The 24,912-nt window shown below is 72.7% G+C and carries 30 protein-coding genes; 14 read left to right on the top strand and 16 right to left on the bottom strand.

Translation table 11 applies throughout. The annotated features are described in order from the left end of the window. The first annotated feature begins 94 nt into the window (after window positions 1-94). On the top strand, window positions 95-1,033 hold the full coding sequence (locus DEJ35_RS14445; protein ID WP_111193010.1) for an SDR family oxidoreductase: 939 nt from the start codon (window positions 95-97) through the stop codon (window positions 1,031-1,033). A 202-nt stretch (window positions 1,034-1,235) separates the two neighbouring features. On the opposite strand, the gene DEJ35_RS14440 is transcribed toward DEJ35_RS14445, so the two are convergent. After that, a complete protein-coding gene (locus DEJ35_RS14440; protein ID WP_181420163.1) occupies window positions 1,236-2,027 on the bottom strand; it encodes an NRDE family protein in 792 nt (263 codons plus the stop codon). Between the two features lie 64 nt (window positions 2,028-2,091). On the opposite strand from DEJ35_RS14440, the gene DEJ35_RS14435 reads away from it, so the two are divergent. The 7 genes from DEJ35_RS14435 to DEJ35_RS14405 all read left to right on the top strand — a co-directional run bounded on the left by DEJ35_RS14435 (window position 2,092) and on the right by DEJ35_RS14405 (window position 7,679). Beyond that, window positions 2,092-3,357, top strand: a complete 1,266-nt coding sequence (locus DEJ35_RS14435) for a phosphopantothenate--cysteine ligase family flavoprotein (RefSeq protein ID WP_111193026.1) — start codon at window positions 2,092-2,094, stop codon at window positions 3,355-3,357. Window positions 3,358-3,421: 64 nt separating this feature from the next. Beyond that, window positions 3,422-3,820, top strand: coding sequence for a hypothetical protein (locus DEJ35_RS14430; RefSeq protein WP_111193009.1), 399 nt, complete (start codon window positions 3,422-3,424; stop codon window positions 3,818-3,820). Then, on the top strand, window positions 3,817-4,608 hold the full coding sequence (locus DEJ35_RS14425; protein ID WP_146244807.1) for a YqjF family protein: 792 nt from the start codon (window positions 3,817-3,819) through the stop codon (window positions 4,606-4,608). The genes DEJ35_RS14430 and DEJ35_RS14425 overlap by 4 nt, the downstream gene beginning before the upstream one ends. Further along, window positions 4,605-5,072, top strand: coding sequence for a DUF1810 domain-containing protein (locus DEJ35_RS14420; protein WP_111193007.1), 468 nt, complete (start codon window positions 4,605-4,607; stop codon window positions 5,070-5,072). Before DEJ35_RS14425 ends, DEJ35_RS14420 begins: the two co-directional genes overlap by 4 nt. Window positions 5,073-5,225: 153 nt before the next feature. Further along, window positions 5,226-5,876, top strand: coding sequence for a GntR family transcriptional regulator (locus tag DEJ35_RS14415; RefSeq protein ID WP_110862496.1), 651 nt, complete (start codon window positions 5,226-5,228; stop codon window positions 5,874-5,876). 176 nt (window positions 5,877-6,052) lie between these two features. Next, a complete protein-coding gene (locus DEJ35_RS14410) occupies window positions 6,053-6,508 on the top strand; it encodes a MarR family winged helix-turn-helix transcriptional regulator (protein ID WP_027466277.1) in 456 nt (151 codons plus the stop codon). A 298-nt stretch (window positions 6,509-6,806) separates the two neighbouring features. After that, on the top strand, window positions 6,807-7,679 hold the full coding sequence (locus DEJ35_RS14405; RefSeq protein ID WP_111193006.1) for a phospholipase: 873 nt from the start codon (window positions 6,807-6,809) through the stop codon (window positions 7,677-7,679). 88 nt (window positions 7,680-7,767) lie between these two features. Here DEJ35_RS14405 and DEJ35_RS14400 read toward each other — a convergent pair whose 3' ends face one another. From DEJ35_RS14400 to DEJ35_RS17365, 4 genes are read right to left on the bottom strand one after another with little or no spacing between them, the layout of a single operon-like run. Then, window positions 7,768-8,076 (bottom strand): hypothetical protein, encoded by a 309-nt coding sequence (locus tag DEJ35_RS14400; RefSeq protein ID WP_111193005.1) that lies wholly within the window; start codon window positions 8,074-8,076, stop codon window positions 7,768-7,770. Then, window positions 8,073-8,723, bottom strand: a complete 651-nt coding sequence (locus DEJ35_RS14395) for a hypothetical protein (RefSeq protein WP_146244806.1) — start codon at window positions 8,721-8,723, stop codon at window positions 8,073-8,075. The genes DEJ35_RS14400 and DEJ35_RS14395 overlap by 4 nt, the downstream gene beginning before the upstream one ends. Continuing rightward, the gene (locus DEJ35_RS14390) at window positions 8,720-9,274 is read right to left on the bottom strand and encodes an RNA polymerase sigma factor (protein ID WP_110862500.1); all 555 of its coding nucleotides are present in this window, start codon (window positions 9,272-9,274) and stop codon (window positions 8,720-8,722) included. The genes DEJ35_RS14395 and DEJ35_RS14390 overlap by 4 nt, the downstream gene beginning before the upstream one ends. Before the next feature lie 9 nt (window positions 9,275-9,283). Further along, window positions 9,284-9,433 (bottom strand): hypothetical protein, encoded by a 150-nt coding sequence (locus DEJ35_RS17365; protein WP_181420165.1) that lies wholly within the window; start codon window positions 9,431-9,433, stop codon window positions 9,284-9,286. A 118-nt stretch (window positions 9,434-9,551) separates the two neighbouring features. On the opposite strand from DEJ35_RS17365, the gene DEJ35_RS14385 reads away from it, so the two are divergent. Continuing rightward, window positions 9,552-10,181: an MOSC domain-containing protein gene (locus DEJ35_RS14385; RefSeq protein WP_258378498.1), complete on the top strand. Its 630-nt coding sequence runs from the start codon at window positions 9,552-9,554 to the stop codon at window positions 10,179-10,181. A 51-nt stretch (window positions 10,182-10,232) separates the two neighbouring features. Here the strand turns inward: DEJ35_RS14385 and DEJ35_RS14380 are convergent, their stop codons facing one another. Further along, window positions 10,233-10,616 (bottom strand): MmcQ/YjbR family DNA-binding protein, encoded by a 384-nt coding sequence (locus DEJ35_RS14380; RefSeq protein WP_110862502.1) that lies wholly within the window; start codon window positions 10,614-10,616, stop codon window positions 10,233-10,235. 140 nt (window positions 10,617-10,756) lie between these two features. Between DEJ35_RS14380 and DEJ35_RS14375 the strand changes: the two genes are divergently transcribed. After that, window positions 10,757-11,056, top strand: coding sequence for an excalibur calcium-binding domain-containing protein (locus tag DEJ35_RS14375; RefSeq protein WP_220032965.1), 300 nt, complete (start codon window positions 10,757-10,759; stop codon window positions 11,054-11,056). 142 nt (window positions 11,057-11,198) lie between these two features. Here the strand turns inward: DEJ35_RS14375 and epsC are convergent, their stop codons facing one another. The 3 genes from epsC to DEJ35_RS14360 form a co-directional block, all read right to left on the bottom strand. Beyond that, entirely contained in the window at window positions 11,199-11,783 is a 585-nt protein-coding gene (gene epsC, locus DEJ35_RS14370) for a serine O-acetyltransferase EpsC (RefSeq protein WP_258376390.1), read from the bottom strand. Continuing rightward, entirely contained in the window at window positions 11,780-12,718 is a 939-nt protein-coding gene (gene cysK, locus DEJ35_RS14365; RefSeq protein WP_111124130.1) for a cysteine synthase A, read from the bottom strand. Before cysK ends, epsC begins: the two co-directional genes overlap by 4 nt. Window positions 12,719-12,917: 199 nt before the next feature. After that, window positions 12,918-13,955, bottom strand: coding sequence for a dipeptidase (locus DEJ35_RS14360; protein ID WP_111193003.1), 1,038 nt, complete (start codon window positions 13,953-13,955; stop codon window positions 12,918-12,920). 43 nt (window positions 13,956-13,998) lie between these two features. Here DEJ35_RS14360 and DEJ35_RS14355 point away from each other — a divergent pair, with 43 nt between their 5' ends. Beyond that, window positions 13,999-14,574, top strand: a complete 576-nt coding sequence (locus tag DEJ35_RS14355; RefSeq protein WP_110862506.1) for a GNAT family N-acetyltransferase — start codon at window positions 13,999-14,001, stop codon at window positions 14,572-14,574. Then, window positions 14,571-15,080, top strand: coding sequence for an SRPBCC family protein (locus DEJ35_RS14350; RefSeq protein ID WP_111193002.1), 510 nt, complete (start codon window positions 14,571-14,573; stop codon window positions 15,078-15,080). Before DEJ35_RS14355 ends, DEJ35_RS14350 begins: the two co-directional genes overlap by 4 nt. Here the strand turns inward: DEJ35_RS14350 and DEJ35_RS14345 are convergent. The 6 genes from DEJ35_RS14345 to DEJ35_RS14320 all read right to left on the bottom strand — a co-directional run bounded on the left by DEJ35_RS14345 (window position 15,047) and on the right by DEJ35_RS14320 (window position 22,293). After that, complete coding sequence (locus DEJ35_RS14345; protein ID WP_111193001.1) at window positions 15,047-15,880, bottom strand: MurR/RpiR family transcriptional regulator; 834 nt, start codon at window positions 15,878-15,880, stop codon at window positions 15,047-15,049. The genes DEJ35_RS14350 and DEJ35_RS14345 overlap by 34 nt on opposite strands. After that, window positions 15,877-17,136, bottom strand: a complete 1,260-nt coding sequence (locus DEJ35_RS14340) for an allantoate amidohydrolase (RefSeq protein WP_111193000.1) — start codon at window positions 17,134-17,136, stop codon at window positions 15,877-15,879. Before DEJ35_RS14340 ends, DEJ35_RS14345 begins: the two co-directional genes overlap by 4 nt. Further along, window positions 17,133-18,386 carry an alanine--glyoxylate aminotransferase family protein gene (locus DEJ35_RS14335; RefSeq protein ID WP_111192999.1) on the bottom strand — a complete coding sequence of 418 codons (1,254 nt, stop codon included), beginning with the start codon at window positions 18,384-18,386 and terminating at the stop codon, window positions 17,133-17,135. Before DEJ35_RS14335 ends, DEJ35_RS14340 begins: the two co-directional genes overlap by 4 nt. Window positions 18,387-18,429: 43 nt before the next feature. After that, window positions 18,430-19,806, bottom strand: a complete 1,377-nt coding sequence (gene allB / locus DEJ35_RS14330) for an allantoinase AllB (protein ID WP_220036904.1) — start codon at window positions 19,804-19,806, stop codon at window positions 18,430-18,432. After that, window positions 19,803-20,567 carry an aspartate/glutamate racemase family protein gene (locus DEJ35_RS14325; RefSeq protein WP_111192998.1) on the bottom strand — a complete coding sequence of 255 codons (765 nt, stop codon included), beginning with the start codon at window positions 20,565-20,567 and terminating at the stop codon, window positions 19,803-19,805. The genes allB and DEJ35_RS14325 overlap by 4 nt, the downstream gene beginning before the upstream one ends. 160 nt (window positions 20,568-20,727) lie before the next feature. Further along, a complete protein-coding gene (locus tag DEJ35_RS14320; RefSeq protein WP_111124443.1) occupies window positions 20,728-22,293 on the bottom strand; it encodes an NCS1 family nucleobase:cation symporter-1 in 1,566 nt (521 codons plus the stop codon). A 240-nt stretch (window positions 22,294-22,533) separates the two neighbouring features. Here DEJ35_RS14320 and DEJ35_RS14315 point away from each other — a divergent pair, with 240 nt between their 5' ends. Then, window positions 22,534-23,097 (top strand): VOC family protein, encoded by a 564-nt coding sequence (locus tag DEJ35_RS14315; protein WP_035808811.1) that lies wholly within the window; start codon window positions 22,534-22,536, stop codon window positions 23,095-23,097. 15 nt (window positions 23,098-23,112) lie between these two features. On the opposite strand, the gene DEJ35_RS14310 is transcribed toward DEJ35_RS14315, so the two are convergent. Continuing rightward, window positions 23,113-23,844 (bottom strand): FadR/GntR family transcriptional regulator, encoded by a 732-nt coding sequence (locus DEJ35_RS14310; protein ID WP_110862513.1) that lies wholly within the window; start codon window positions 23,842-23,844, stop codon window positions 23,113-23,115. An 86-nt stretch (window positions 23,845-23,930) separates the two neighbouring features. On the opposite strand from DEJ35_RS14310, the gene DEJ35_RS14305 reads away from it, so the two are divergent. Beyond that, window positions 23,931-24,836, top strand: a complete 906-nt coding sequence (locus DEJ35_RS14305; RefSeq protein WP_258378497.1) for a proline iminopeptidase-family hydrolase — start codon at window positions 23,931-23,933, stop codon at window positions 24,834-24,836. Window positions 24,837-24,912 lie beyond the last annotated feature (76 nt).

The following is a 24,912-nucleotide window of genomic DNA, read 5'->3' as shown; positions in this document are numbered from 1 at the left end:
GCTCGGGTCCCGCTCGGGGCCCGCTCGGGGTCGGGCCGGGGTCGGCTCGGGGTCGGGGCGGGGTCGGCCAGCCCGCACGAGTACGGTCGCCCGCATGCCGAACCTCCCCGACCAGACCGGACGTCGCATCGTCGTCACCGGGTCCAACAGCGGCACCGGACAGGAGGCCGCCCTGCGCCTCGCCGGAGCCGGCGCCAGCGTCGTGCTCGCCGTCCGCAGCACCGAGAAGGGCGAGACCGCCGCCGCCGGCATCCGCGCCGCCCACCCCGCAGCCGACGTGGAGGTCCGCGAACTCGACCTCGCCGACCTGGCGAGCGTCCGCCGCTTCGCCAGCGGCATCGTCGACGAGGAACGCCCGATCGACGTCCTCGTGAACAACGCGGGCGTGATGGCCCCACCGGAACGCTTCGAGACCGTCGACGGCTTCGAGTTGCAGTTCGGCACGAACTTCCTCGGCCCGTTCGCCCTGACGAACCTGCTGCTGCCGTCGCTGCTCCGTGCCCGGGCATCCCTCGCCGACGGGCCCCTGGCCCAGGCACCCCGTGTCGTCACGATGTCGAGCCTCGCCGCGATCCCCGGCCGGATCCGCTTCGCCGACCTGCAGTGGGAGCGTGGCTACAACGGCTGGCGCGCCTACGCGCAGTCGAAGCTCGCCGACCTGCTCCTCGCGCTGCACCTGCACCGTCTGACCGTCGAGGCCGACGTGCCCCTGGTCAGCAACGCCGCCCACCCCGGCTACACCCGGACGAACCTGCAGGCCGCGGGACGCTCGCTCGGTCGGTCGAAGCCGGTGCGGTCGAGCAACCGCGCCCTGCCGTTCACCCAGGCCGTCGAGCAGGGCACCGAGCCGCTGCTGTACGCGGCGGTCGGGCCGAACGCCGTGGGCGGCGCGTACTACGGCCCCTCGGGTCCGTTCGGCATGACCGGTCCGACCACCACCATGTCGATCCCCGGGTCCGCGCGGAGCGCCGACCTCGCCCGCTCACTCTGGGCCGTCGCCGAGGACCTCACCGGGACGCGTCCGCCGCTCTGAGCGGGCGCGGCGCGGGTCGTGTTGGTCGCGCCCCTCGCGCGGTGCGAGGGGCGCCGCGGCCGTGCGAGGTTCCGGACGTGGTGCGAGGGGACGCGGGTCGCACCACGGACGCAACCTCGCACCGCTCGGACGTCGTGCGCGCCGGGACGCGGGCGCGGGGCGCGGCCGGGAGGCCCGGGGCGGATCCGGCACGTCGCCAGCGTCAGGCGCGGTGCAGTTCCACCGACCCGTCCAGCCGACCGGGTTCGGTCAGGCGGGCGTGCTGCATGACGGTGCGGCCCGGCGCGATCGCCGCGGCGACGATCGACAGGGTCGTCATGTGGCCCTCGGCCTCGTGCACGTCGCGGAGGATCGCGTCGGGGTGGTCGCTCGGCAGCGCTGCGGACTCCGCCAGCACGCCGAACCAGCCACCCCAGCCGTCCCCGGCGTCGCCACCGGAGTCCACGGTGCGGAGTTCGTCGAACGGGCCGAGCACCGGCGGGCCGGCCGGGGCGTCGACGGCACGGAAGGCCTCGAGCCACCGACCGATGCGCGGCGCCGCGGGATCGTCGGCCGCACCGTGCGTCACCATGTGGACGCCGGGGCCGAGGTCGGTGGTGCGGACCTGTTCGCCGTCCCAGGTCAGCACCGAGGCGCCCTCGGCCGTGGCGCGCACCAGGTTGAAGGCCCGCGTGGTCGGCAGTGTGCCGTCGTGTCCGGGCAGCAGGTCGTCGGCGACGGCGTCCACCGGCACCACGCCGCGGGTCGTCCACGTGCCGTCGACGCTCGTCACGGGTTCGGCGCGGTTGAGCACCACGGCCAGGCCGGCTCGGTCGGACGCGGCGAGCCACGCACCACCGGCGGAGCGGTCACGGACACCACGGAGGTCCGGGTCGCGGTCCGGCCACCAGGCAGCGGGCGGGTCCCACGGACGCTCGGGCGACTCGTCCCGCAGGGCGAGCACGGTGACGGGCCACGCGGACCCGGGGTCGACGCGGACGACGACGGTGCACATGCCGTCGATCCTCGCACGAGGTCCCGGTAGCGTGAGCCAGGTGAACGCAGCAGCAGAGCGCGCCCTGACCGTCATCGTGGGGATCACCGGGGGCATCGCCGCCTACAAGGCCGTCGGGGTCGTCCGCGACCTGGTCAAGCGCGGCCACGACGTCCACGTCGTCCCGACCGAGGGCGCCCTGCGCTTCGTCGGACTGCCGACGCTCGAGGCCCTCAGCCGCAACCCCGTCACCACGAGCGTGTGGGACGACGTCGCCGAGGTGCGCCACGTCGCGCTCGGTCGCCGGGCGGACCTGGTCGTCATCGCCCCAGCCACCGCGGACTCGCTGGCCCGGATGGCGCACGGCCTGGCGAGCGACCTGCTCGGTACGACACTGCTCGCGACCGAGGCACCCGTGGTGGTCGCCCCCGCGATGCACCCGCAGATGTGGGAGCACCCCGCGACCCGTGCGAACGTCGCCACGCTGCGTGACCGCGGCGTCCACCTGGTCGGCCCGGTCGTCGGCGCGCTCACCGGCGACGATGCGGGCATCGGTCGGATGGCGGAGCCCGAGGACATCGTCGCCGCCGCGCTCGCCGTGCTCGACCAGCACCCCGCACCGGCCGGTCGCCGCGACGCGGACGGCTCGGTGGCCGGCACCGGAGCCCGTGGCGAACAGGGCGACCTGGCCGGCGTCCGCGTCGTCGTCAGCGCGGGCGGCACCCGCGAGCCCTTCGACCCGGTGCGGTTCGTCGGCAACCGCTCGAGCGGCCGCCAGGGCATCGCGATCGCCGCCGATGCCGTCCGTCGGGGCGCGTCCGTGACCCTCGTCGCCGCGAACGTCGAGGGCTCGCTGACCGCCGGGCTGGACGCGACCGTGGTACCTGTCGGGTCTGCGCTCGAACTCGCCGAGGCCGTGCACACCGCCGCCACCGAAGCCGACGTCGTCGTGATGACCGCCGCCGTCGCCGACTACCGTCCGGCCGAGGTGCTCACGGAGAAGCTCAAGAAGGACTCGCAGGGCGAGCGCATGACGCTCGAGCTGGTGCGGAACCCGGACGTGCTCGCCGACCTCGTGGCGGCACGGCGGACGGGGCAGATCATCGTCGGGTTCGCCGCCGAGACCGAACCCGACCGCGACGCGCGGATCGAGCTCGGGCGCGCCAAGATCAGCCGGAAGCCCGCTGACCTGCTCGTCGTGAACCACGTCGGCTGGTCGGCCGGCTTCGAGCGCGAGGAGAACGCGATCGAGGTCCTGGTGCCCGGCGGCGAGGTGGTCCGCGAGACCTCCGGCTCGAAGGCCGAGGTGGCGACGGCGGTCCTCGACCTCGTCGCGACCGCACTGACGTGAAGGGACACCGACGTGAACCGGCGCACTGACCTGGTTCCGAGGACCGGCGAGCACGATGGGGCGCATGCGACGACGTGAGCGGGTCCGCCGTGCCAACCGCACGGCCACCCTCCTGGCGGTGATCCTCGGCGCTGCCGGTGTCACCCACTTCCTGCGCCCCCGCGGGTACGACCGGATCGTGCCGGACGCGCTGCCCCCGCGGCTGACCACGCTGGCATCCGGCGTGGCCGAGCTCGGCATCGCCGCCGGGCTGGCGCTGCCCGCGACCCGCCGTGCCTCGGGGTGGGCAGCCGCGGCGCTGTTCGCGGCGGTGTTCCCGGCCAACGTGAAGATGGCGAACGACCTCCTCGACCACCCCCGCTCGAGCCGGGCGGCGCGGCTGGTCTCGGTGCTGCGGCTCCCGCTGCAGGCCCCGTTGGTGCTGTGGGGCGTGCGCGTCGGTCGGCACGCACCGAAGCCGTGACCGAGCCGTCGTGGACGCGCGCGGCGATGCCGTTGCTGCACCGCCCGGTCACCCAGCACGCCTGGGAGGACATCGTGTTCGCGCACTGGCGGCACGACCCGGCGTCGCTGCAGCGGCTCGTCCCCCGTGGGACCCGTCCGGACGTGGTCGACGGCAGCGCCTGGGTGGGGCTGTCGGCGTACGTGTTCCGGGAGACCCGGGTGCCGCCGTTCCCGTCCGCCGGGCGGCTCGGCACCATGACCGAGGTCACGATCGAGGTGCTCACGGTGGACGACCAGGGGCGGCGCGGGGTGACCTACCGCACGGTCGACACCGCGAACGTGCCCGCCATCGTCGCCGCGCACGCGCTGCTCGGCGTGCCGTACACGTTCGCGCACGCAGGTTCCCGTCGCCGCGGTGACGCGGTGGCGCACCGATCCGTCCGGCACCCGACCCGCGCACTGCACCCGGTGCGGTGGGCGCGGTCGCTCCGGCAGGAACGCCCGACCGGTGCGGCGCGGCCGAAGCACGCGGCCTCGGTGCGGGTGACCGCCGGCGAGGCCGTCGACACCCCGCTGGCCGCCGAGCTCACCACCCGCGCCGGCATCCACGCGCGGTACCTGGCGCAGACCCTGTTCTGGCAGCGGCAGCACCCGGTGCTCACCACCCGTTCGGCCACGCTCGACCGACTCGAGGGCGACCTGCCCGACGCCGTCGGCATGCCGGGGTTGTTCGACCGGGCGCCGGACTCCCTGCTCGTGGTCGACGGCACGACCGTCCGGTACGGCTGGGGCGGGGTCGTGCGGTGACGGACGCACAGACCGACGCACAGGCCGACGACCCGTTCGACCTCGACCGCTTCGTCCGGGCCCAGCAGGGTGTCCACGACGTCGCGCTCGACGAACTCCGTCGGGGCCGGAAGTCGTCGCACTGGATGTGGTTCGTGTTCCCGCAGCTGGCCGGCCTGGGCCGGAGCGCCACGGCTGTGCGCTACGCGATCACCGGCGCGGACGAAGCCCGCGCCTACCTGGCACACCCGGTGCTCGGTCCCCGCCTGCTCGCGGCGACCGACGTCGCACACCACGCCCCCGCCCACTCCGCCGACGCCCTGCTCGGGGGTATCGACGCGGTGAAGCTCCGGTCGTCGATGACGCTCTTCGCCCGGGTCGCCGCCGACCCGCGGCCGTTCGTCGCCGTGCTCGACCGCTGGTACGACGGCGCCGAGGACCCGGCCACGCTCCGCCTGCTCGGTGAACGCTCCGGACACGAGTGACGCGCGTGACCGGCACCTGACACGTCGACGCTGACACGCGCTGAGCCGATCGGAACGCCGTTGTCATATCAGGTACGGTGATGCGAGCACGTGCGATGTCGACCGTGCCCGTTCGCCCGGCGCCCCGACGCCACCGCCCCCGAAGGAGAACGCATGCCGGTCCCCCGCAGCGCCCCGACCGAGCACCAGCTGCTCCGTGACACCGTCCGCCACAAGATCCACGACGCGATCATGGACGGCACGCTCCTGCCCGGGGAACGCCTGAACGACGACGAGCTCATCGCCTGGCTCGGCGTCTCCCGCACGCCGATCCGCGAAGCCCTCAGCCAGCTGTCCCGCGCCGGCCTGATCGAGATGGCCCCGAACCGGTACACCCGCGTCACCACGCCAGACCCGACCGAGGTCGTCGAGGCGATGCAGACCCTCGGCGTGCTGTTCGGCGGCGTCGTCCGACTCGCGGTCCCGCGCCTGGGGTCGGCAGGCCGGAAGAAGATCCTCGCGCAGCTCGACAAGACGATCACCGAGCTCGAGGCCCACGAGGTCGCCGCCGTCAACCACGACGCCCTCGACGTCTTCGCCCTGTACGTCGCCGAGTGCGGCAACGAGAACCTGCAGCGCGTCTGCCGCGACACGATGGACGGCCTGGCGTTCCGGTTGCGTCTGCCCAACCTCGACGAGCTGGTCGACTGGGACCGGATGACCGAGGACTTCCGACGCCTCCGGGCGGCGACCGAGTCCGGCGACAACGTCGCGGCCGAGCTCGCGACCGAGGCGATCCACCAGCTGCCGGGCGAGAAGCACTGAGCTCACCTGTACCCGCGTACAGGAACCGCCCGTCTCGCCGACGCGAGGCGGGCGGTCGACGTTCCACGGGCCTCCCGGCCGGTGGCTCGGGCACGCGCGTGACGCTCCCAGTCCCAGGGCCGCGCGGACCGATAGCATCGCTGGCGACCACCTGAACCAGGCACCCGGAGCAGCACATGAACCCCCGCCCGACGGACCGTACCGAGGTCGCCGCACGCCTGGCCGCCGCGGTCGGTCGGATCAACCGACGGGCCCGTACCGACTCGGCCTCGCTCGGGTACGGCATCGTGTCGGCGCTCGCGTCGATCCAACGGCACGGACCCCTGCGCCCCGGCGACCTGTCGCGGATCGAGGTGGTCACGAAGCCCACGATGACCCGCATCCTGACCGAGCTCGAGCAGCGCGGCTTCATCCAGCGCGAGGCCGACCCGCGCGACGGCCGGGCGTTCATGGTGACGGCCACGCCGGAGGGCATCGAAGCGGTCGAGCAGGCCCGCGCGAACCGCACCGGGATCGTCGCCGAACTCATCGCCGAGCTCGACGAGTCGGACGTCCAGGCGATCGCCGGAGCCCTGGCCGCGCTCGAGCGCGTCGCCCAGGGCGAGCACGCCCAGGAACCTCACACCTTCTAGGCCGCGCACGACCGTTACCGAACCGTTACCAAGCGGTGGACGGACCGTTCTGCCAGCGTTCCTGGACGCGCTGCCCAGTCTGACCGGTCATGGTGTCGGCTCCGCCTGACCGCGGCCACCCCACGGCTGCTCCCGGCGGACGGACGGGCCCCACACCACCGTCCGGTCCTCACCGGCTCGAGGACTCCTCGTCGTCGCCGACGGTGTCACCGACACCGCCAGCCTCCGGCGTGCCCGCACGACCTCGGTCGCGCGAGCAGGAGTCCCTCCCCCACCGAGCCGCCGACCTGCGGAACCGATGCGACACACCCCTGAGCTCCCCACCACCACCGCCTCGACCCGACGTGAGGCCCTGAACACCCCCACCCGCCGGATGCGCCGGGCCCTGCGGCACCGCGCGACGCTGATCGCTGGCGGCGCCGCGGTCCTCGCCGTCGCCGGAGGCGCGCTGACCGTCGGCACGCAGCCCGCCATCGGCGAGGCCCTCGGCATGCCGACCGGCACCGCGAGCGCCTCGGCGACCGCACAGCCCGCCCTGCGCGGCACCGCGCTCGACCGCGCCCAGGCAGCCGCCACGATCACCACGGCGAAGACCGTCATGCAGACCGCGAACGACAGGGTCGACACCTCGGCGCTCGAACAGCGCGTCGACGCGCTGAGCGACTACCCGGACCTGTCCGGCGCTGCGCTGACGAACCGGATCTCGACGACGGTCGCGTCGACCACCGACGTCGCGCAGGCGAGCGCCACGCAGGACAAGCGGGACGTCGACGCGAAGGCCGCAGCCGCAGCGAAGGCCGCAGCCGAGCGGCAGGCGGCCGCCGAGGCAGCGGAGGCCGCCCGGAAGCTCGCCGCCGGCAACACCGTCGCCGGAGCCAAGGCCACGGCGACCTCGCTCGCGTCGTCGAAGTACGGCTGGGGTGCCGACCAGTTCCAGTGCCTGGACAACCTGTGGACCAAGGAGTCCGGCTGGAACTACCAGGCCGTCAACGCGAACGGCGGCGCGACCGGCATCCCGCAGGCGCTTCCCGGCTCGAAGATGGCCACGATCGCCGCCGACTGGCGCACCAACGCCACCACCCAGATCACCTGGGGTCTGCAGTACATCAGCTCGGCGTACGGCACCCCGTGCGCAGCGTGGGGGCACTCGCAGGCGAACAACTTCTACTGATCGGCGCGGGTCGCGAAGGCGACCAGCAGACGGACGGGAGGCCCGTGGCGGATCCGCCACGGGCCTCCCGTCCGCTTCGTGGTCGCGGTCAACCCACCCGGGCGACGCGGACGTCGACGCGGCTGAGCGCCAGGCCGCGGGCTGCGGCGGTCGCCAGGGCGACGTCGTGGACGGCGCGGGCGACCTCGGGGGCCGGGCGGAAGCCATCGGTGCCGATGACGACGCGCAGGGCGTCGTCGTCCACGACGACCCGGAGCGGGCCGGTGTTCGTCGCGATGCTGCGGACCGCATGGACCGCACTCGCGACCGTCGGGCGGGAACGGTAGAGGTCGTCGACGCCCGGGACCTGCAGGACTGCGGACTCGATCGCGGCGAGGGTCTCGTCGGTGGCGCTCATCGGGCCTCCTCCGGGTCGGTGCCGGGCTCGGGGTCCGGCAGGAGGTCGCGGACGACGACGTCGATCGCCTCGACGAGCAGGTCGGTCTGCTCGGCCAGGGCACCGGCCACGGCGGTGCGGACCAGCTCAGCGGTCGCGGGGATCGACGGACCGGCGGCGATCGCGATCTCCACGAGCACCCGGATCGGGGATGCCAGCTCGGTGACGTCACCGTCGAGCTGGCACCGGGCCACGAGCACCCCGGGGACCTCGTCGCCGGTGCGGCGGATGAGGGAGCGGATGGCGCCCTCGGTCATCACGGGACGCTCCGTCTCGGACAGCGGGCGGAGCGGGACGTCGCGTCCGGAGCGGGACTCGATCGAGATGTTCGCCAGGACGCCGGTGATCCAGGACTCGTCGGCCGGGGCCTCGTCGCGCGCAGCCGCCTCGAGCGAGCGGAGCGAGGCGTGGCGGACGCGGATGATCGCGGCGAGGGCGTTCTGGCAGGCGGGCGAGTCGTCGATGCTCGGGTCGGCCGGCTGCATGCCCGCGTCGAGGTAGTCGGCGAGCTCGTCGATCGAGTGTCCGTCCAGGTCACCCGGCTCCAGGGAGTCGAGTGCTTCGGGGCTGTCGGGCAGGTCCGGTCGGATGCCGTCGTGGTCGGTCATCGCCATCCCTCCATGAGTCGGATCATGTTCTTCCTCGCTCGGGACAGCAGTCCCCGGACCGTCGACGGTGGCAGATCGAGTTCGGCGGCGATCTCGTCGTACCGGTACTCGAGCACCTCCTTCATGATCCAGCACCGTCGTTGGGCTTCGGGCAGTTCGGCCAGCGCACGTTCCACCGCGTCCTCGCGGGAGCGAGCCTCGGCGACCCGGTCGGGTGCGTCGTCGGCGGGCGCGGCGACCTCGAGCTCGGTGACGTCGTCGTGGATGCGACGTGCGCGAATGCGGTCCAGGCACTTCCGGCTGAGGATGCGCATCAACCAGGACTTCACCCGCGCGAGGTCCTCGAGGCTGTCGAGGCGGTCCCAGGCGGTGATGAAGGTCTCCTGCACGACGTCGTCGAGTTCATCGGTGGAACCGAGGGTCCGACGAGCGTAGGCGCGGAGCAGCGGGGTGTGGCGACGGATCAGGACCTCGAAGGCCCGGACGTCACCGTCGGACGACCGGCCGGCGAGGACCGCGTCGTCGAGCTCGGCGAGGGACTGGTGGTGCACGCGTTCCTTCTACTGGTGGTGGATGGAGAACGGCTGGGTGCGCCGGTGGGCCGGCACGACCTTGAGCGGTCCGACCGGCCGGGCGGTGAGCGACCGGACACGCGCCAGGGCGAGCACGTGCGCGGGGGCGTTCCTGGGGACTGCGACGGTGCGGGTCATGTCGTCTCCTCGTGGTGTGGTCGACGATGGGACGTGCGTCGCACCCGTTTCGTCACACATCAGCACCAGCTGCCGGTCGGGGTTTGGCGCACCGACCCGGGTGCGCCAGAGTGGCTCCATGTCGCTCGTCACCGCCGTCTGCCGCGTCGACCGCCTGCTGCCGGACTCCGGCATCATCGGCGTCACCGCGATCGACAAGCGCCCGGTCACCGGCAGCGTCCGGGTCCGACCCCTCGGCCTGCGCGCCGACGTGCAGGCGAACCGCAAGTACCACGGCGGTGTGGACCAGGCCGTGTACGCCTACGCCGACGAGGACGCCGCGTACTTCGCCGACCTGCTCGACCGCGAGGTCACGCCGGGCCTGTTCGGCGAGAACCTCCGCACCAGCGGCATCGACGTCACCGGGGCCGTGACCGGGGAACGCTGGCGGATCGGCGAGACCCTCGTGGTCGAAGTCACGATCCCCCGCACGCCCTGCGGCACCTTCGCCCGGCGGATGGGGATCGACAGGTGGGTGAAGCGGTTCGCCGACGAGGGGCGGCCGGGGGCGTACTTCCGCGTGGTCAAGTCCGGCTCGGTCGCGGCGGGCGACCCGATCGAGGTGACCCACCGGCCCGACCACGGGGTGACCATCGGCGAGATCTTCAGCGACCTGTCGCCCGAGCGTGCACGGGCCGTGCTCGATTCGGGTGAGCGGCTGGCACCGAAGGTCGTCCAGGACCTGTCGAAGGTCGCCGCGCGGGCCTGAGCCCGTCGAGCCCGTCGAGCCCGTCGAGCCCGTCGAGCCCCTTGCGCCCAGTCAGCCCGGCAGCACGCCGCGCGACGGGTCGATCGGACGCTTCGCCGCAGGCAGCCCGGCGACCACCAGGTCGTAGGCGTTCGCCACGAGGTCCTCGACCAGGGTCTCGTCGATGCCGTCACCCGGTGTCAGCGTGATCCAGTGCCGCTTGTTCATGTGCCACCCGGGCGTGATCTCGGCGAGGTCGCGAACGAGCGCGGCACCGTGCGGTGGTGCGCACTTGAGGTTCACGATCGGGGTGCCTCGGACCTCGCTGATCATCACGAACATCTTGCCGACGACCTTGTAGACGAGCGAGCCCTCGCCGAACGGCTGGGTCTCGACGGCCGCCGGCAGCCCCAGGGCCGTGCGGCTCGCGATCTCGTGCAGCTGCTGGCCGTCCATGGGACCAGCATGGCGCAGGCCGCCGACAGCGCACCCGTTCGGGGGGGGGTCGTGCGCCTCGATCACGTCGTAGGATCGCCACGCCGCGTACCCGACGCGGCGGTCGCTCGCGCGACCACCACCAGTTCCAGGGGGAACCCGTGCGCATCATCCGTACCCTCGGCATCGCCGCCGCCACCGCTGTCCTCGCGACCACCGTCGTCGTCGGCGGGACCTCGACCGCGCAGGCAGCGCCGAAGTCCTACGCCAACTGCTCCGCGGTGCAGAAGGTGTACTCCGGCGGCATCGCCAAGAAGTCCGTCACGAGCAACAAGGTCGTCTCCGGCGGCAAGACCACCTCGCGCGCGCTCAAGGGCACGGTGAAGAAGGACGACGCCCTGTACAAGGCGAACGTCAAGCTCGACCGCGACAAGGACGGCATCGCCTGCGAGAAGAGCTGACGCTCGCTGGCGCTCGGTGACACCTGCACGACACCGGTGGTCGCGCCCTGAACACCCGCACACCGCGTTGCGATGCGCGAACACCGGTGTCCTGCGGCCTGCCACGCCCGGTGTGCGCCCGGCGCGGCGCTGGGCGACGCGCTCAGAGCGTCGGGACGCCCTCGTGCCCGGACCGGGGACGCGGAGTCCCGGCGACGCCGGTGACGACCGACCCCGCCGGTACGTCCTTCGTCACCACGGTGTTGGCACCGACGACGGAGTCCGGACCGATCGTGATCGCCCCGATCAGCGACGACCCGGCGCCGAGCACCACGCGGTCCCCCACCACCGGGTGCCGTCGAGCCCCCGGCCCGTGGTCGCCCCCGCGCCCGCCGAGGGTCACTCCGTGGAACACGAGCACGTCGTCTCCGATCACCGCGGTCTCCCCGATGACGACGCCCATGCCGTGGTCGATGAAGAACCGACGGCCGATGCGCGCCCCCGGGTGGATCTCGATGCCGGTGACCGACCTCGCGACCTGCCCGAGCAGGCGGGCCGCGAACCGGGACCCGGGCAACCCCTGGGCGTGCCAGAGGCGGTGGGTCACCCGGTACGTCCAGATGGCGTGCAACCCGGAGTAGACGATCGCGTTCTCCAGGTCGCCCCGGGCAGCGGGGTCACCTCGGCGTGCTGCGGACAAGTCCTCACGGATGGTCCGCAGCACGCCTCGTCGGAGGGGACGACTCACGCAGTGAGCCCCTCGAAGAGCACCGTCGACAGGTAGCGCTCTCCGGTGTCGCACACGATGGCGACGACCCGCTTGCCGACGTTCTCGGGGCGTGCCGCGATCTCGAGGGCAGCGTGGATGATCGCGCCGGACGAGATACCGGACAGGATGCCCTCCTGCGTCGCCAGGGCGCGGGCGACCCGGAGCGCGTCGTCGAGTTCGACGTCGAACACCTCGTCGATGACACTCTGGTCGAGGACCTCGGGGACGAAGTTCGCGCCGATGCCCTGGATCTTGTGCGGACCCGCCTTGCCCTCGGAGAGCAGGGGCGAGTCCTTCGGCTCGACGGCGACGATCTGCACGCCGGGCACTCGCTCCTTCAGCACCTGCCCGACACCGGTGATCGTGCCGCCGGTGCCGACACCCGCGACGAACACGTCGACGTGTTCCTCGGTGTCGCGCAGGATCTCCTCCGCCGTGGTCTTCCGGTGGATCTCAGCGTTCGCAGCCGTCTCGAACTGGTGGGCGAGGATCGCGCCCGGGGTCTCCGCGACGATCGACTCGGCCTTGGCGACCGCACCCTTCATGCCCTCGGGCCCGGGGGTCAGGACGATCTCGGCACCGTACGCACGGATCACCGCGCGGCGCTCGACACTCATCGTCTCGGGCATCGTGATGACGACCCGGTAGCCACGTGCGGCGCCGACCAGGGCGAGGGCGATGCCGGTGTTGCCGGACGACCCCTCGACGATGGTGCCGCCGGCCTGCAGCGCGCCGGAGGCCTCGGCGGCGTCGATGATCGCGACGCCCAGGCGGTCCTTGACGCTGGCGCCCGGGTTGTAGAACTCGAGCTTCGCGAGCACCTCGGCCCCGCCCGCCTTCGGCAGCCGGTTCAGCTTGACGAGGGGGGTGTTGCCGAACGCCTGGGAGATGTTCTCGTAGATGGTGCCGCTCATCCGGTCCGTCCTTCGCAGCTCAGGTCGCGCATCGCTCTTCCTGGAGGCGCGGTGTGCGCCCGATCCTAGCGACCGGACCCCAGGCGGTCCTGTCCGTGACGGCGCCTGCGCGCGGGACGCGAGTCGCGCCTCCACGCCGTCGGCGGCCCTGTCCATCACTCGGTGTGCACGGCGGATGCGAGGCGTTCGCGCCACCGCGTCAGCGCACGAACGCCGTCCGGGCGAACCGCTCGTCGGTCGCTTCCAGAACCCGCAGTACGTTGCCGCCGGCCAGCGCGTGCAGGTCCGACTCGCCCCAGCCGCGCCGGACGAGCTCCGCCGCGAGCACCGGGTACCGCGACACGTCCCGCAGGTCCGGCGGCAGCACCGGGGTGCCGTCGTAGTCACCGCCGAGGCCCAGGTGCGCCACACCGGCGACGTCGCGCGCGTGCTCGACGTGGTCGGCGACGTCCGACACCGTGACCAGGGGCGGTTCACCGGACATGCCCGACTCCTCCCAGTCCGCCCACGCCCGCGACACGAACTTCGGCACGAAGGTGATCATCACCACGCCGCCGTTGTCGGCCAGCCGGGCGAGCACGTCGTCGGGCACGTTCCGCGGGTGGTCGTCGATCGCGACGGTCGACGAGTGGCTGAACACGACGGGCCGGGTCGCCACGTCGAGGGTGTCCCGCATGGTGGCCGGGGCGGTGTGGGACAGGTCGACGAGCATGCCGATCCGCTCCATCTCGGCGACGACCTGCCGCCCGCGGTCGGTCAGGCCGCCGTGTGCCCGCTCCCCGGTCGCGGAGTCGGCCCAGGGGGTGTCGTCGTTGTGGGTGAGCGTCATGTAGCGGACGCCGAGCCGGGCGAGGGTCCTGAGGACCGCGAGGTCGTCGCCGATCGAGTGCCCGCCCTCGGCGCCGAGCAGCGACGCGATCCGGCCGGAGTCAACGGCGGCACGGACCTCGGCGGCGGTGCGGGCGAGCGCGAGGTCGTCGGGGTAGCGCTCGATGATGCGGTGCGCGAGGTCGACCTGCTGCAGCGTCGTCGTCACGGGGTCCGGGTCGTCCGCGGGCACGAACACCGACCAGAACTGCCCGACGACGACGCCGGCACGGAGCTTCGGGATGTCGGTGTGCAGCGAGTCGGTCTCGGTGTCGATGCCCTCGACACCGGAGTCGTGGCTGTCACGGCGCTCCCAGGGCAGGTCGTTGTGGCCGTCGATGACCGGGAACGGGAGCGCGTCGAACGTCATCCCCCGACGCTACCGCCCGCGCCGTCGTGGCTAGGCTCGACCCGTGCAGCCCGTCACCCTCCGCACCGAACGACTGGTGCTCTCGGTCCCCGAGCTCGGCGACGCCGAGGACGTGATGGCCTACGCCAACGACCCGGACGTCATCGCGTACACCCCGGTGCCGGTACCGTACGGGCACGCCGAGGCACGGTACTGGATCACGGACGTCGTCGTGGCCGGCTGGGCGGCGGACAGCCGGTACGAGTTCGGGATCCGACGCGCGGACGACCTCCGGCTGCTCGGCACGGTCGGTTTGTTCGCCTTCGCCGACGGGGCCGCCGAGATCGGGTACGCCATGCACCCGGACGGTCGTGGCTCCGGCATCATGACCGAGGCCGCCGAGCGCGTGCTGCAGTGGGCCTTCGCCGGTCCGCCCGAGGGACTCGGTCTCATCCGGGTGCAGTGGCGCGCGATCGCCACGAACACCGCGTCGGCCGCGGTCGCCCAACGACTCGGTCTGCGATTCGAAGGACGTACGCGGTCGAGCGTGCTGCACCGCGGCAGCCGGCACGACCAGTTGCTCGCCGCCGCGTTGCACGACGACGACCGGTCGACCCCGACGGGCTGGCCGGCGTCGTGACCGTCTCGTTCCGGGTCGTGACGGACCTGCCTGTTCCACCGGAGCGCGCCTTCGCGCTGTCGCTCGACATCGGCGCGCACGAGCGATCGATGGCCGCGACCGATGAACGCGCCGTCGCCGGCACGACGGCCGGCACGATCGGCCTGGGCGAGACCGTCACCTGGCGTGCGCGGCACTTCGGGATCGTCTGGCGGATGACGAGCGGGATCACCGACCTGGAGGCACCCCACCGGTTCGTCGACGAACAGGTGCGTGGGCCGTTCGCCCGGTTCCACCACGAGCACCGGTTCGAGCCGTCGGCCGGCGGCACGCGCATGGTCGACACCATCACGTTCCGCGCTCCGCTCGGCCCGCTGGGCCGCCTGGCCGAGGTGGTCGCGCTGGCTCGGTACATGCCGCGGCTCATCGCCGACCGCAACGCCTCGCTCGTCGCCGAACTGCGTGCCGAGCTGCGCGCCGGGTCGGACGGCGGTCAGGGCGCGGCGAGCTCCCCCAGCGAGTCGTAGGCGGCGGCGACGGCGACGACCCGCACCCGGCCACCGGGACCCGAGGCGTCGTAGACGTCGTTCGTGATCGCGGCGACGACGGCGAACAGCGCGGCCATCGAGTCGAACGCCGACGGCGAGTCGACCGGGCAGAGGATCGCGGTGGTCGCGGGGGCGGCGATGACCGCGGCCGTCGGGTCGCCGAGGACGATGACGTCCGCCCCGGAGTCGACGCAGTGCCGGACGATCCGCTCGACCCCGGCGGTGTGCCGACGCACGGTCACCAGGACCACGAGGTCGTGCCGGTCGAGGTCGGCGACCTCTTCCCCGAGCCGCTGCCCGGGTGACGGACCGACCCGGACGTCGGACCGCACCTGCGCCAGCTGGGACCGCAGTTGCAGCGCGATCGGGTACGCGCCGCGTTCACCGAGGACGAGCACGCGGCGGGCGCGGACGATCCGACGGGCGAGCCGCGGGCGGTCCGCTCGGCCGAGCGACGCGAAGGCCGCGTCGAGGTTGCGCGCCTCGACCGCGCGCTGGTCGACGTGGGCAGCGTCCTCAGCGACCCACGGCAGGCCCGAGCCCCGTGCGGACATCAGGTTCTGCCGGACCTCGGCGGCGTCCTGGAACCCCAGCGACCGCACGAGTCGCGAGACCGTTGCCTTCGAGGTGCCGGACTCGGCCGCGAGTTCGGCGGAGGTGCCGATGAGCAGGAGTTCCGGATCGTGCCGGACCATGGCGGCGACCCGTCGTTCGGCGGGTGAGAGCTGCTCCCACACGGAGTCGATCCGGGCGCGGACGTCGGGGCCGGCGGTGCTCATGCGCGGGCCACTCGGTCGACGGCGACGGCCAGGGCGTCGAGTCCGAGGGCGATGTCCGGCGTCGACACGAACTCGTCCGGGTGGTGGCTGATGCCGTCGGGGTTGCGGAGGAACAGCATCGCCACGTCGGTCACGAGCCCGAGCGACATCGCGTCGTGGCCGGCCCGTGAGAACAGCTCGATGGGCACTGTCTCGCCCGTCGAGACGATCCCGGCGCGGACGGCGTCCATGAGCCGGGGCGAGCAGAACACCGCGGGCGCACGGTGCACCTCGGTCGGGGTGACGCTCACCCCGCGCCGTTCACCGATGAGCGTGAAGGCCTTGGTGAGTTCGTCCCAGACCTCGTCGCGCTCGTCGTCGAACTCGCCGCGCAGGTCGACGGAGAACCGTGCGAGCCCGGGGACGACGTTGACGGCTCCGGGTTCGACGGTCATCGTCCCGACGGTGCCGACCTGGTGCGAGGCCCGGCAGATCCGTTCCACCGCGAGCGCGGCCTCGGCGGCGGCGAGCAGGGCGTCGTGCCGGCGCTCGTAGGGGGTGCCGCCGGCGTGCCGGGCTTCGCCCACCGCCTCGACCGAGAACCGCCGGGCGCTCGCGATGCTCGTGACGACCCCGAGGGCCTGCCCGGCCTGTTCGAGGTGCGGACCCTGCTCGATGTGCGCCTCGAGGTAGCCGATCACCGATGCCGGGTCGACGGCGGCGTCGCCGACGCGCTCCGGGTCGAGGCCGAAGTCGGTGAAGGCCTGCCGGAGCGTGACACCGTCACCGTCGGCCAGGTCCCACCAGGCGTCGTCCCAGACGCCGGCGACCGCGGACGAACCGAGCAGGGCCTTGCCGAAGCGCGTGCCCTCTTCATCGGAGAACGCGATGACCTCGAGCGCGACCGGCAGCGGGCCGGCGGCGGTGAGCCGTGCGGCGGTGCGGATCGCCATGAGCACCCCGACGACGCCGTCGTACCGTCCGGCGTCCACCACGGTGTCCAGGTGCGAGCCGAGCAGCAGCACGGGCGCGTCGGGCGTCGCGCCCTCGGCCCGGCCGTGCAGGTTGCCGGCGGCGTCCTGCCAGGTGGACAGTCCGGCGTCCTGCATCCAGCGCGCGACGAGGGCGTTCGCCCGGGCGTGCTCGGGTGACAGGTAGACGCGGGTGATGCGGCCCGGCTCGGCGCTGAGGGTGGCGAGCTCGTCGCACCAGCGGGCGACGAGCTCGGCGTCCGCGGCGCCCACGGCGGTGGCGTTCAGGACGGGCACGGCGCTCACGCGAGCACCTCGGCTCCGGCGGGAGCGACCGCTGCGGTGTCGTCGCGGAAGACGTCGAGGGCGGCATCGACACCGCCGCCGTGCGGGACCGCGTGCCCGGCCCGACGCAGGGTGTGCTCGAGGGCGGCCAAGGTCGTGACCACGGTGTCCTTCCGGGCGTTGTAGCCCATGGTGCCGATGCGCCAGACCCGCCCGTGCAACGGACCGAACGAGGTGCCGATCTCGATCCCGTGGTCGTCGAGCATCGCGCCGCGGACCTGGTCGCCGACGACGTCGGACGGGATCTCGACGGCGACGACGTTGTGCATCTTGTGGGCGACGTCACCGAAGACCGGGAGCCCGAGGGCCTGCACCCCTGCGAGCATCGCGCGCCCGGCGGTCTCGTGGCGGGCGACGACGGCGTCGCGGCCTTCCTCGAGCAGGATCCGCGCGCACTCGTGGGCGGCGTAGAGCATCGACGCGGCCTCGGTGTGGTGGTTCAGTCGGCGCGGACCCCAGTAGTCGAGGATCATCGCGAGGTCGAGGTAGTTCGAGCGGATCGGTTCGTCGGCGACGTCGTCACCGGGTTCGCGGATGCCGGCCTCGACGCTCCGCCGCTCGTCGAGCACGGCCACGGCCTTCGGCGACAACGTGACGGGCGCGCTGCCGGACGGGCCGCCCAGGCACTTCTGCAGCCCGGCGCTCACGGCGTCGATCCCCCAGGCGTCGACCTCGAGCGGGTTGCCGCCGACCGTCGCCGTGGCGTCGGTGTACAGCAGGACGCCGTACCGCTCGCAGATCGCACCGAGTTCGTCGAGCGGCTGGTTCATCGTGGTCGAGGTGTCGCCCTGCACGACGGCCAGCACCTTCGGCCGGACGCGGGCGACCGCCGACTCGATCGCGGACGGCGTGAAGACCTGGCCCCAGTCGGTCTCGATGGTGTGGACCTCGGCACCGGCGCGGCCTGCGATCTCGGCGAGCAGGTGCCCGAACCGGCCGAACACCGGCACGAGCACGCGGTCGCCCGGGGCGAGCAGTGACACCAGCACCGCTTCGATCCCCGCGCGCGAGGTGCCGTCCACGAGCAGCGTCGCGTCGTTCCGGGTGCCGAACACGCGGCGGTAGAGCGCCTGCGTCTCGTTCATCGTGGCGGTCATCCACGGGTCGTACTGGCCGACGAGCGGCGTCGACAGTGCACGGAGCACGCGCGGGTCGGCGTCGATCGGACCGGGCCCCATGAGGAGACGGGCGGGTGGGTTCACTGGGAGCATGGTGGTTCCTTCCGTTCCTGATCCGAAGATACCGGAACGATCGTTACAGGGGTGTTTCCGCCGCGAGCACTGGCCGTCCGGCCAGCTGCCCCTCGACGCCGGCCACGCCGCCAGCCGCCGTGGCGATGCGACGGCCGCGGAGCCAGGTCTCGATGACGCTGCCGCGCACGCGCAGCCCGTCGAACGCGGACACCGGGTTGCGGTGCTCGAGCCCGGCGACGTCGACGACGGACTCGGTGGACGGGTCGAACACGGCGAAGTGCGCCAGGGCACCGGGAGCGATCTCCCCGCGGTCGCGCAGCCCGACCAGGGCGGCCGGACCGGTCGTGAACAGCGGCAGCAGCGCCTCGAGCGGGATCCCGCGACGCTCGGCCTCGGTCCAGACCGCCCGGAACCCGACCTGCAGGCCGGCGACCCCGCCCCAGGCCAGACCCCAGTCGTCGGTCTTCAGGTCGGCGGTGGAGGGCGAGTGGTCCGACACGACGAGGTCGATCGTGCCGTCGAGCACGCCCGCCCACAGCGCGTCGCGGTTGGCGTCGTCACGGATCGGTGGGCAGCACTTGTAGGCGGTCGCGCCGTCCGGGATCGTGCCCGCTTCGAACGACAGGTAGTGCGGGCACGTCTCGACCGTGATCCGGACGCCGTCGTCCTTCGCGGCACGGAGCATCGGCAGCGCGCCCGCGTCGGACAGGTGCAGCACGTGCACCCGCGCACCGGTCGCCCGTGCACCGTCGATGACCTGCGCGATCGCGGACCGTTCGGCGGCGACGGGCCGGGTGGCCAGGAAGTCGGCGTACCGGCCACCGAGCGCCCGGTGCGGCACGAGGTGCTCCGGGTCTTCGGCGTGCACGATCAGCAGGGCGTCGATCCGGGCGACCTCGGCGATCGCGGCTCGGAGCTGCTCGGGGTCGAGGTGCGGGAACTCGTCGACACCGCTCGGCGCCGTGAAGCACTTGAACCCGAAGACGCCGGCGTCGTGCAGGGCGTCGAGCGACCCGAGACTCGCGGGGACCGCGCCACCCCAGAACCCGACGTCGACCGCCACCCGGCCCTCGGCACTCGCACGCTTGACGGCGAGCGCCTCGATCGTGGTCGTCGCGGGGATCGAGTTGAGCGGCATGTCGACGATCGTGGTGACCCCGCCCATCGCAGCGGCCCGGGTCGCGGACGCGAAACCCTCCCACTCGGTGCGGCCGGGCTCGTTGACGTGCACGTGCGTGTCGACGAGCCCGGGCAGCAGCACCTGCCCGTCCGGCACGGTGTGCTCCTGCACGGCGTCGACGACCACGTCGACGGGCAGGACGCCGGTGATGCGGCCGCCGTGGACGACGACCGCGGCCGGGCGGAACGCGCCGTCGACCCAGGCTCGCTGCGCGCGGACGACCAGGTCTGCCGTGTCGCCCGCCGGGAGGCCCGTCACGCGCCCGCCCCGGCCGTCGCGACCGCCGCCGGGTGGCGTTCGAAGCCCGCCAGCAGCCCCGACATCGCCTTCACCGGCGGCAGGGCGTACTCGCCGCGCTTGCCCGTGGACAACCCGAGCCGGACGAGCGACTCCGCCAGGACCGTGGCCGCCGCGACGCCGTCGACGACCGGTGCCCCGATCGCCAGCGAGACCTCGGCGCAGAAGTCAGCCATGCCCGCGCAGCCGAGCACGACGGCGTCCGCTCCCCCGTCGATCACCGCTCGGCACTCCTCGGTCACGAGCGCACGTGCACCGGACCCGGGATCGTCGAGCTCGAGCACCGGGACCTCGCACGCCCGGATCTCCGTGACGAACGGGGCGAAGCCGTAGCGCTGGGCGAGCTCGTGCGCGCGGCCGGTCGTCCGCGCCAGGGTGGTGACGACCCCGAACCGACGGCCGAGCATCGCGGCGGCGTGGAAACCGGCCTCGGCGATCCCGATCACCGGCACCGTCGCGAGCTCCCGCGCGGCGTCGAGCCCCGGGTCCCCGAAACAGGCGACGACGAACGCGTCCACGCCGTCCTGCTCGCCGCGGGCGATCTGCTCGAGCAGCCCGGGCACGGCCAGGGCCTCTTCGTAATGGCTCTCGATCGAGGCCGGCCCCATCGTGGGCTCGACCGGTTCGATCAGCGTGCCTGGAGCGGCGACCGCACCGGCCGCGACGCCGATCGCCCGCGTCATCGACGTGGTGGTGTTGGGGTTGACGACGCGGATGCGCATCGGGGTCCTTCCGGTGGAGCGAGTGGAGCGGTGGAACGGGTGGCGCTGGGTGGTGACCATCGTGGCGGGGGCGGGGCGGGCCTCCCGGCCGTGGTCTGCGATCTGTGGACGACCGAGCGTCGCGACCCGCCCTGTGGAGGACGAGCCGCGACGCCGCTGGTCAGGCGCGACCGACGGCCGCGCCGTCGTCGACCGAGGGGTCGTCCGCGTCGAGCACGGGCATGCTCGGCCGGGCACGCTCGAGTGCCCAGAAGACGACGAGACCCAGGCCGCAGCCGATGAACCAGCTGTAGCTCGCCAGCCAGGGCAGCACGCCGAGTGCCGGCGGCAGGACCGCGCTCGCGACCGAGATCGCACCGGTGACCACGAGGGTCCAGATGGCGTTCGGGTTGAACCCGCCGCGGTACCAGTACCGTGCGGTGCGGCTCGTCGAGTACATGTCGTCGACCGCGATGCGCTGCTTGCCGACGATGTAGTAGCCCGCGATGAGGATGCCGAACAGCGGACCGATCAGCGCACCGAGCACCCCGAGCGTGTACAGGATCGCCTGGTCGTTGCCGTACCAGTTCCACGGGGTGAGGAGCACCGAACCGACCGCGGCGATCATGCCGCCGGCCCGCCACGAGATCTTCCGGGGTGCCACGTTCGAGAAGTCGAACGCGGGGCTGATGAAGTTCGCCACGATGTTGATGCCGACGGTCGCGGTGACGAACGTCAGGCCACCGAGCAGGATCGCGAACGGGGCGCCGATGGCCTGCACGGTCTCGATCGGGTCGGTGATGAGCTTGCCGAACACCGGCACCGTCGCACTGGCGCAGAGCACCGTCAGGACCGAGAAGAACAGGAAGTTGATCGGCAGCCCCCAGAAGTTGCCGCGCTTGACCGCACGGAACGACCGACCGTAGCGCGAGAAGTCACCGAAGTTCAGCATCGGGCCGGAGAAGTAGCTGACCACCAGGGCGACCGCGGACAGCATCACCGGGATCGATGCCCCGAACGACAGCGGCTCGCCGACCGACAGGGTGAACGAGATGTTGGCGATGCCCGCCTGGCTGACCAGGTAGACCGCGAGCGCGATCATCACCACGTAGACCGCCGGTCCGGCCCAGTCGATGAACCGCTTGATGGCCTCCATGCCCATCCAGAACAGCGCGCCCTGCGCCACCCAGAGGATCGCGTAGGAGATCCACCCCAGGGCCGACAGCCCGAGGAACGAGTGGTCGAGCAGCCCCGCCGACGCCGGGATGAACTTGAGGAAGATGATGTTCAGCGACTGGGCGGCGAGGAAGGTCTGCACGCCGTACCAGGCCATCGCGATGAGGCCGCGGATGATGGCGGGGACGTTCGCGCCGAGCACCCCGAACACCGCGCGGTTGATCACCGGGTACGGCACACCGGTGCGCTGCGACGGCTTGGCGACCAGGTTGGCGAAGACCTGCACGATGAGGATGCCGACCACCAGGGCGATGAGCACCTGCCAGCTCGCGATGCCGAGGGCGAAGAGCGACCCGGCGGTGACGTAGCCGCCGACGGAGTGCACGTCGGACATCCAGAAGGCGAAGAAGTTGTAGCTCGTCCAGCGCTGCTCGCGCAGCGGGGCGAGGTCCTCGTTCGTGAGCGCCGGGTCGTACCCGGGCTTGACGACACCGGCACCCGCTGGGGCGGGAGCGGCGGTCGTGGTGGGGGCGTGGGGCGCGGCGACTGGTGTCGCGATGTCGGTAGCCATGGCGTCCTCCGAGGGAGTGGGAAGCGGGGCGGTGCGTGCTTGAGCACGAAGCTACGGAGCGACTTCGCTCCCGCCGTTTCCCTCGTGTAACGGTCGTGTGTCCCGCACCCCGTCCTGGAACGACCGTTCCGGAACCGGGCAGGAGACCCGCGCTGCGGCTTGCCGCATCGATGGGCACGGACCCCGCACGGACCCCGCCCGGACCCGAGCGGCGGTGACCGCCGGTGGTACGAATCGACCATGAGCAGGGGAATCAGGATCGACCACGTGGGCGTCACGGTGCCGGACATCGACGCAGCCACGCAGTTCTTCGAGGCGGCGTTCGACGCCGTCGTCCTGTACGACATGCGACGTCGTGACGAGACGCCGAACAGCAGTTCCGAGGCGCACGGCTACCTCGGCATCCCGAGCACCATGGCGCAGGGGGCCATGCGGATGCTCGCGCTGCCGGAGGGGCCGGGGCTCGAGCTGTTCGAGTACCTGGGGCCCGAGCAGCGGAACGCCGCACACCCGTCCGACCTGGGGTGGCAGCACCTGGCGATGTACGCCGACGACCTGGACGAGACGCTCGCGCGGGTCGAGGCGGCCGGCGGTACCCGGAACTCCGACCCGCGCGACCTGCGTGGTGACGAGGCGGGTGCCGGCAACCGGTTCGTGTACACCCGCACGCCGTGGGGGTCGACTCTCGAGCTCGTCAGCTACCCGACGCCGCAGCCGTACCTGGTGTACGCGCCGCGGCCGAAGTGGGCGCCGTGGCCGATGCCGGACGACGTCTACCCGGTGCCGGCACCCGCCGTGCACTGACGACAGACCGCCCCCTCAGTGCCGGGGCACCTGCCCCGTCCGCCGCACGGCCCGTTCGAGCAGTTCGACGTCGATCCCGACGTGCTGCCGGGCGATCACGCCCGCCTCGGGCGCCCGCCCCGAACACACCGCGTCCACCAGCGACTCGTGCTCGTGGAGCGCGCGGGTCTCCATCTCCGCCATGCCCTCGGCCGTGCCCCACAGGTGCGCCGGAGCGGCGATGGAGATCTGCGCCTCCAACCCGGCGAGCGCCGTCCGCAGGGCGTCGTTCCGCGCGGCGTCGATGATCGTCCGGTGCAGCACGGCGTCGGCCTGCTGCTTCTCGAGACCCGAGGTGGCGTCGCGGAACACTTCGAGCCGTGCACGGATCAGGGCGGCGTCGTCCGGGGTGACCCGTTCCGCAGCGGCGGTCGCGAGCGCCCCGTGCAGCAGCGCGATGGCGTCGGCGGCGTCCTGGATCGCCTCCCACCGGGCGAGCAGCACCCGCCCGACCGCGTCCGAGGAGCTGTCCGGCCACTCGGTGCGGACGAACGTGCCACCGCCCCGGCCCCGACGGGTCTCGAGCAGCCCCCGTTCGACGAGCCGGGCGATCGCACCCCGCACGGTGACCCGGGCGACGCCGAGCAGGCCGGCCAGTTCGCGCTCCGGCGGCAGGTTCGCGCCGGGCAGGTACTCGCCCACGGCGACGGCGGTCACGAGGCGGTCCTCGACCTCGTCGACGCGCGTCTCGGTCGCACGATCGGACACACGGACCCCCTTCGCGGTGTTACGACCACGTTAAGGCAGCAGAAAAGGTATTGCGTGGGACCTTTTTCCGCTCCATGCTGACCCCCATGTCCAGCATCACCGAATCCACGATGCCGTTCCGTGACGGCGAGACCTGGTACCGGGTCACCACGCCCGACACCCCGGTCGCCGGCGCACTGCCCCTCGTCGTCCTGCACGGCGGGCCCGGCATGGCCCACGACTACCTCCGGAACCTCGCCGCCCTGGCCGACGAGACCGGCCGGACCGTCGTCCACCACGACCAGTTCGGCTGCGGCCGGAGCAGCCACCGCCCGGACGCCCCGGTCGACACCTGGCAGCCGCAGCTGTTCGTCGACGAGTACGCCGCCCTGGTCGAGCACCTCGGGCTCGGCGACCACCACGTGCTCGGGCAGTCGTGGGGCGGCATGCTCGGTGCCGAGATCGCGGTGCGGCAGCCCGCGGGCCTCCGCTCGCTGGCGATCTGCAACTCCCCCGCGTCGATGCAGCTCTGGGTCGACGGCGCCGCCGAGCTCCGCGCGCAGCTGCCCGCCGACGTGCAGGACGCCCTGACCCGGCACGAGACGGCCGGCACCGTCGACGACCCCGAGTACCTGGTGGCGACGCAGGTCTTCTACGAGCGGCACGTCTGCCGCGTGGTCCCGATGCCGCAAGACTTCGTCGACTCCGAGGAGCAGATGGAGCGCGAGCCGACGGTCTACCACACGATGAACGGCCCGAACGAGTTCCACGTCATCGGCACGATGCGCGACTGGACCATCGTCGACCGGCTCGACCGCATCGCCGTGCCGACGCTCGTCGTCGCCGGCGAGCACGACGAGGCCACCCCCTCCACGTGGGCCCCGTTCGTCGAGCGGATCGCCGACGTCCGGCAGCACGTCTTCCCCGGCGCGAGCCACTGCTCGCATCTGGAGCAGCCGGCGGAGTTCCGCCGGGTCGTCGCGACCTTCCTGGCCGCGCACGACGACGCCTGACCCGGCCACCACCTTCCCTGGAGGCGCGGGACGGGCCCGCCCCGCGCCTCCAGGGCTGTCTCTTATACACATCTCC

The sequence above is a fragment of the Curtobacterium sp. MCPF17_051 genome (assembly GCF_003234595.1).
Lineage (GTDB): Bacteria > Actinomycetota > Actinomycetes > Actinomycetales > Microbacteriaceae > Curtobacterium > Curtobacterium flaccumfaciens.
The sequence above is the reverse complement of the archived record's forward strand: the minus strand, read 5'-3'. Positions and strand labels throughout refer to the sequence as shown.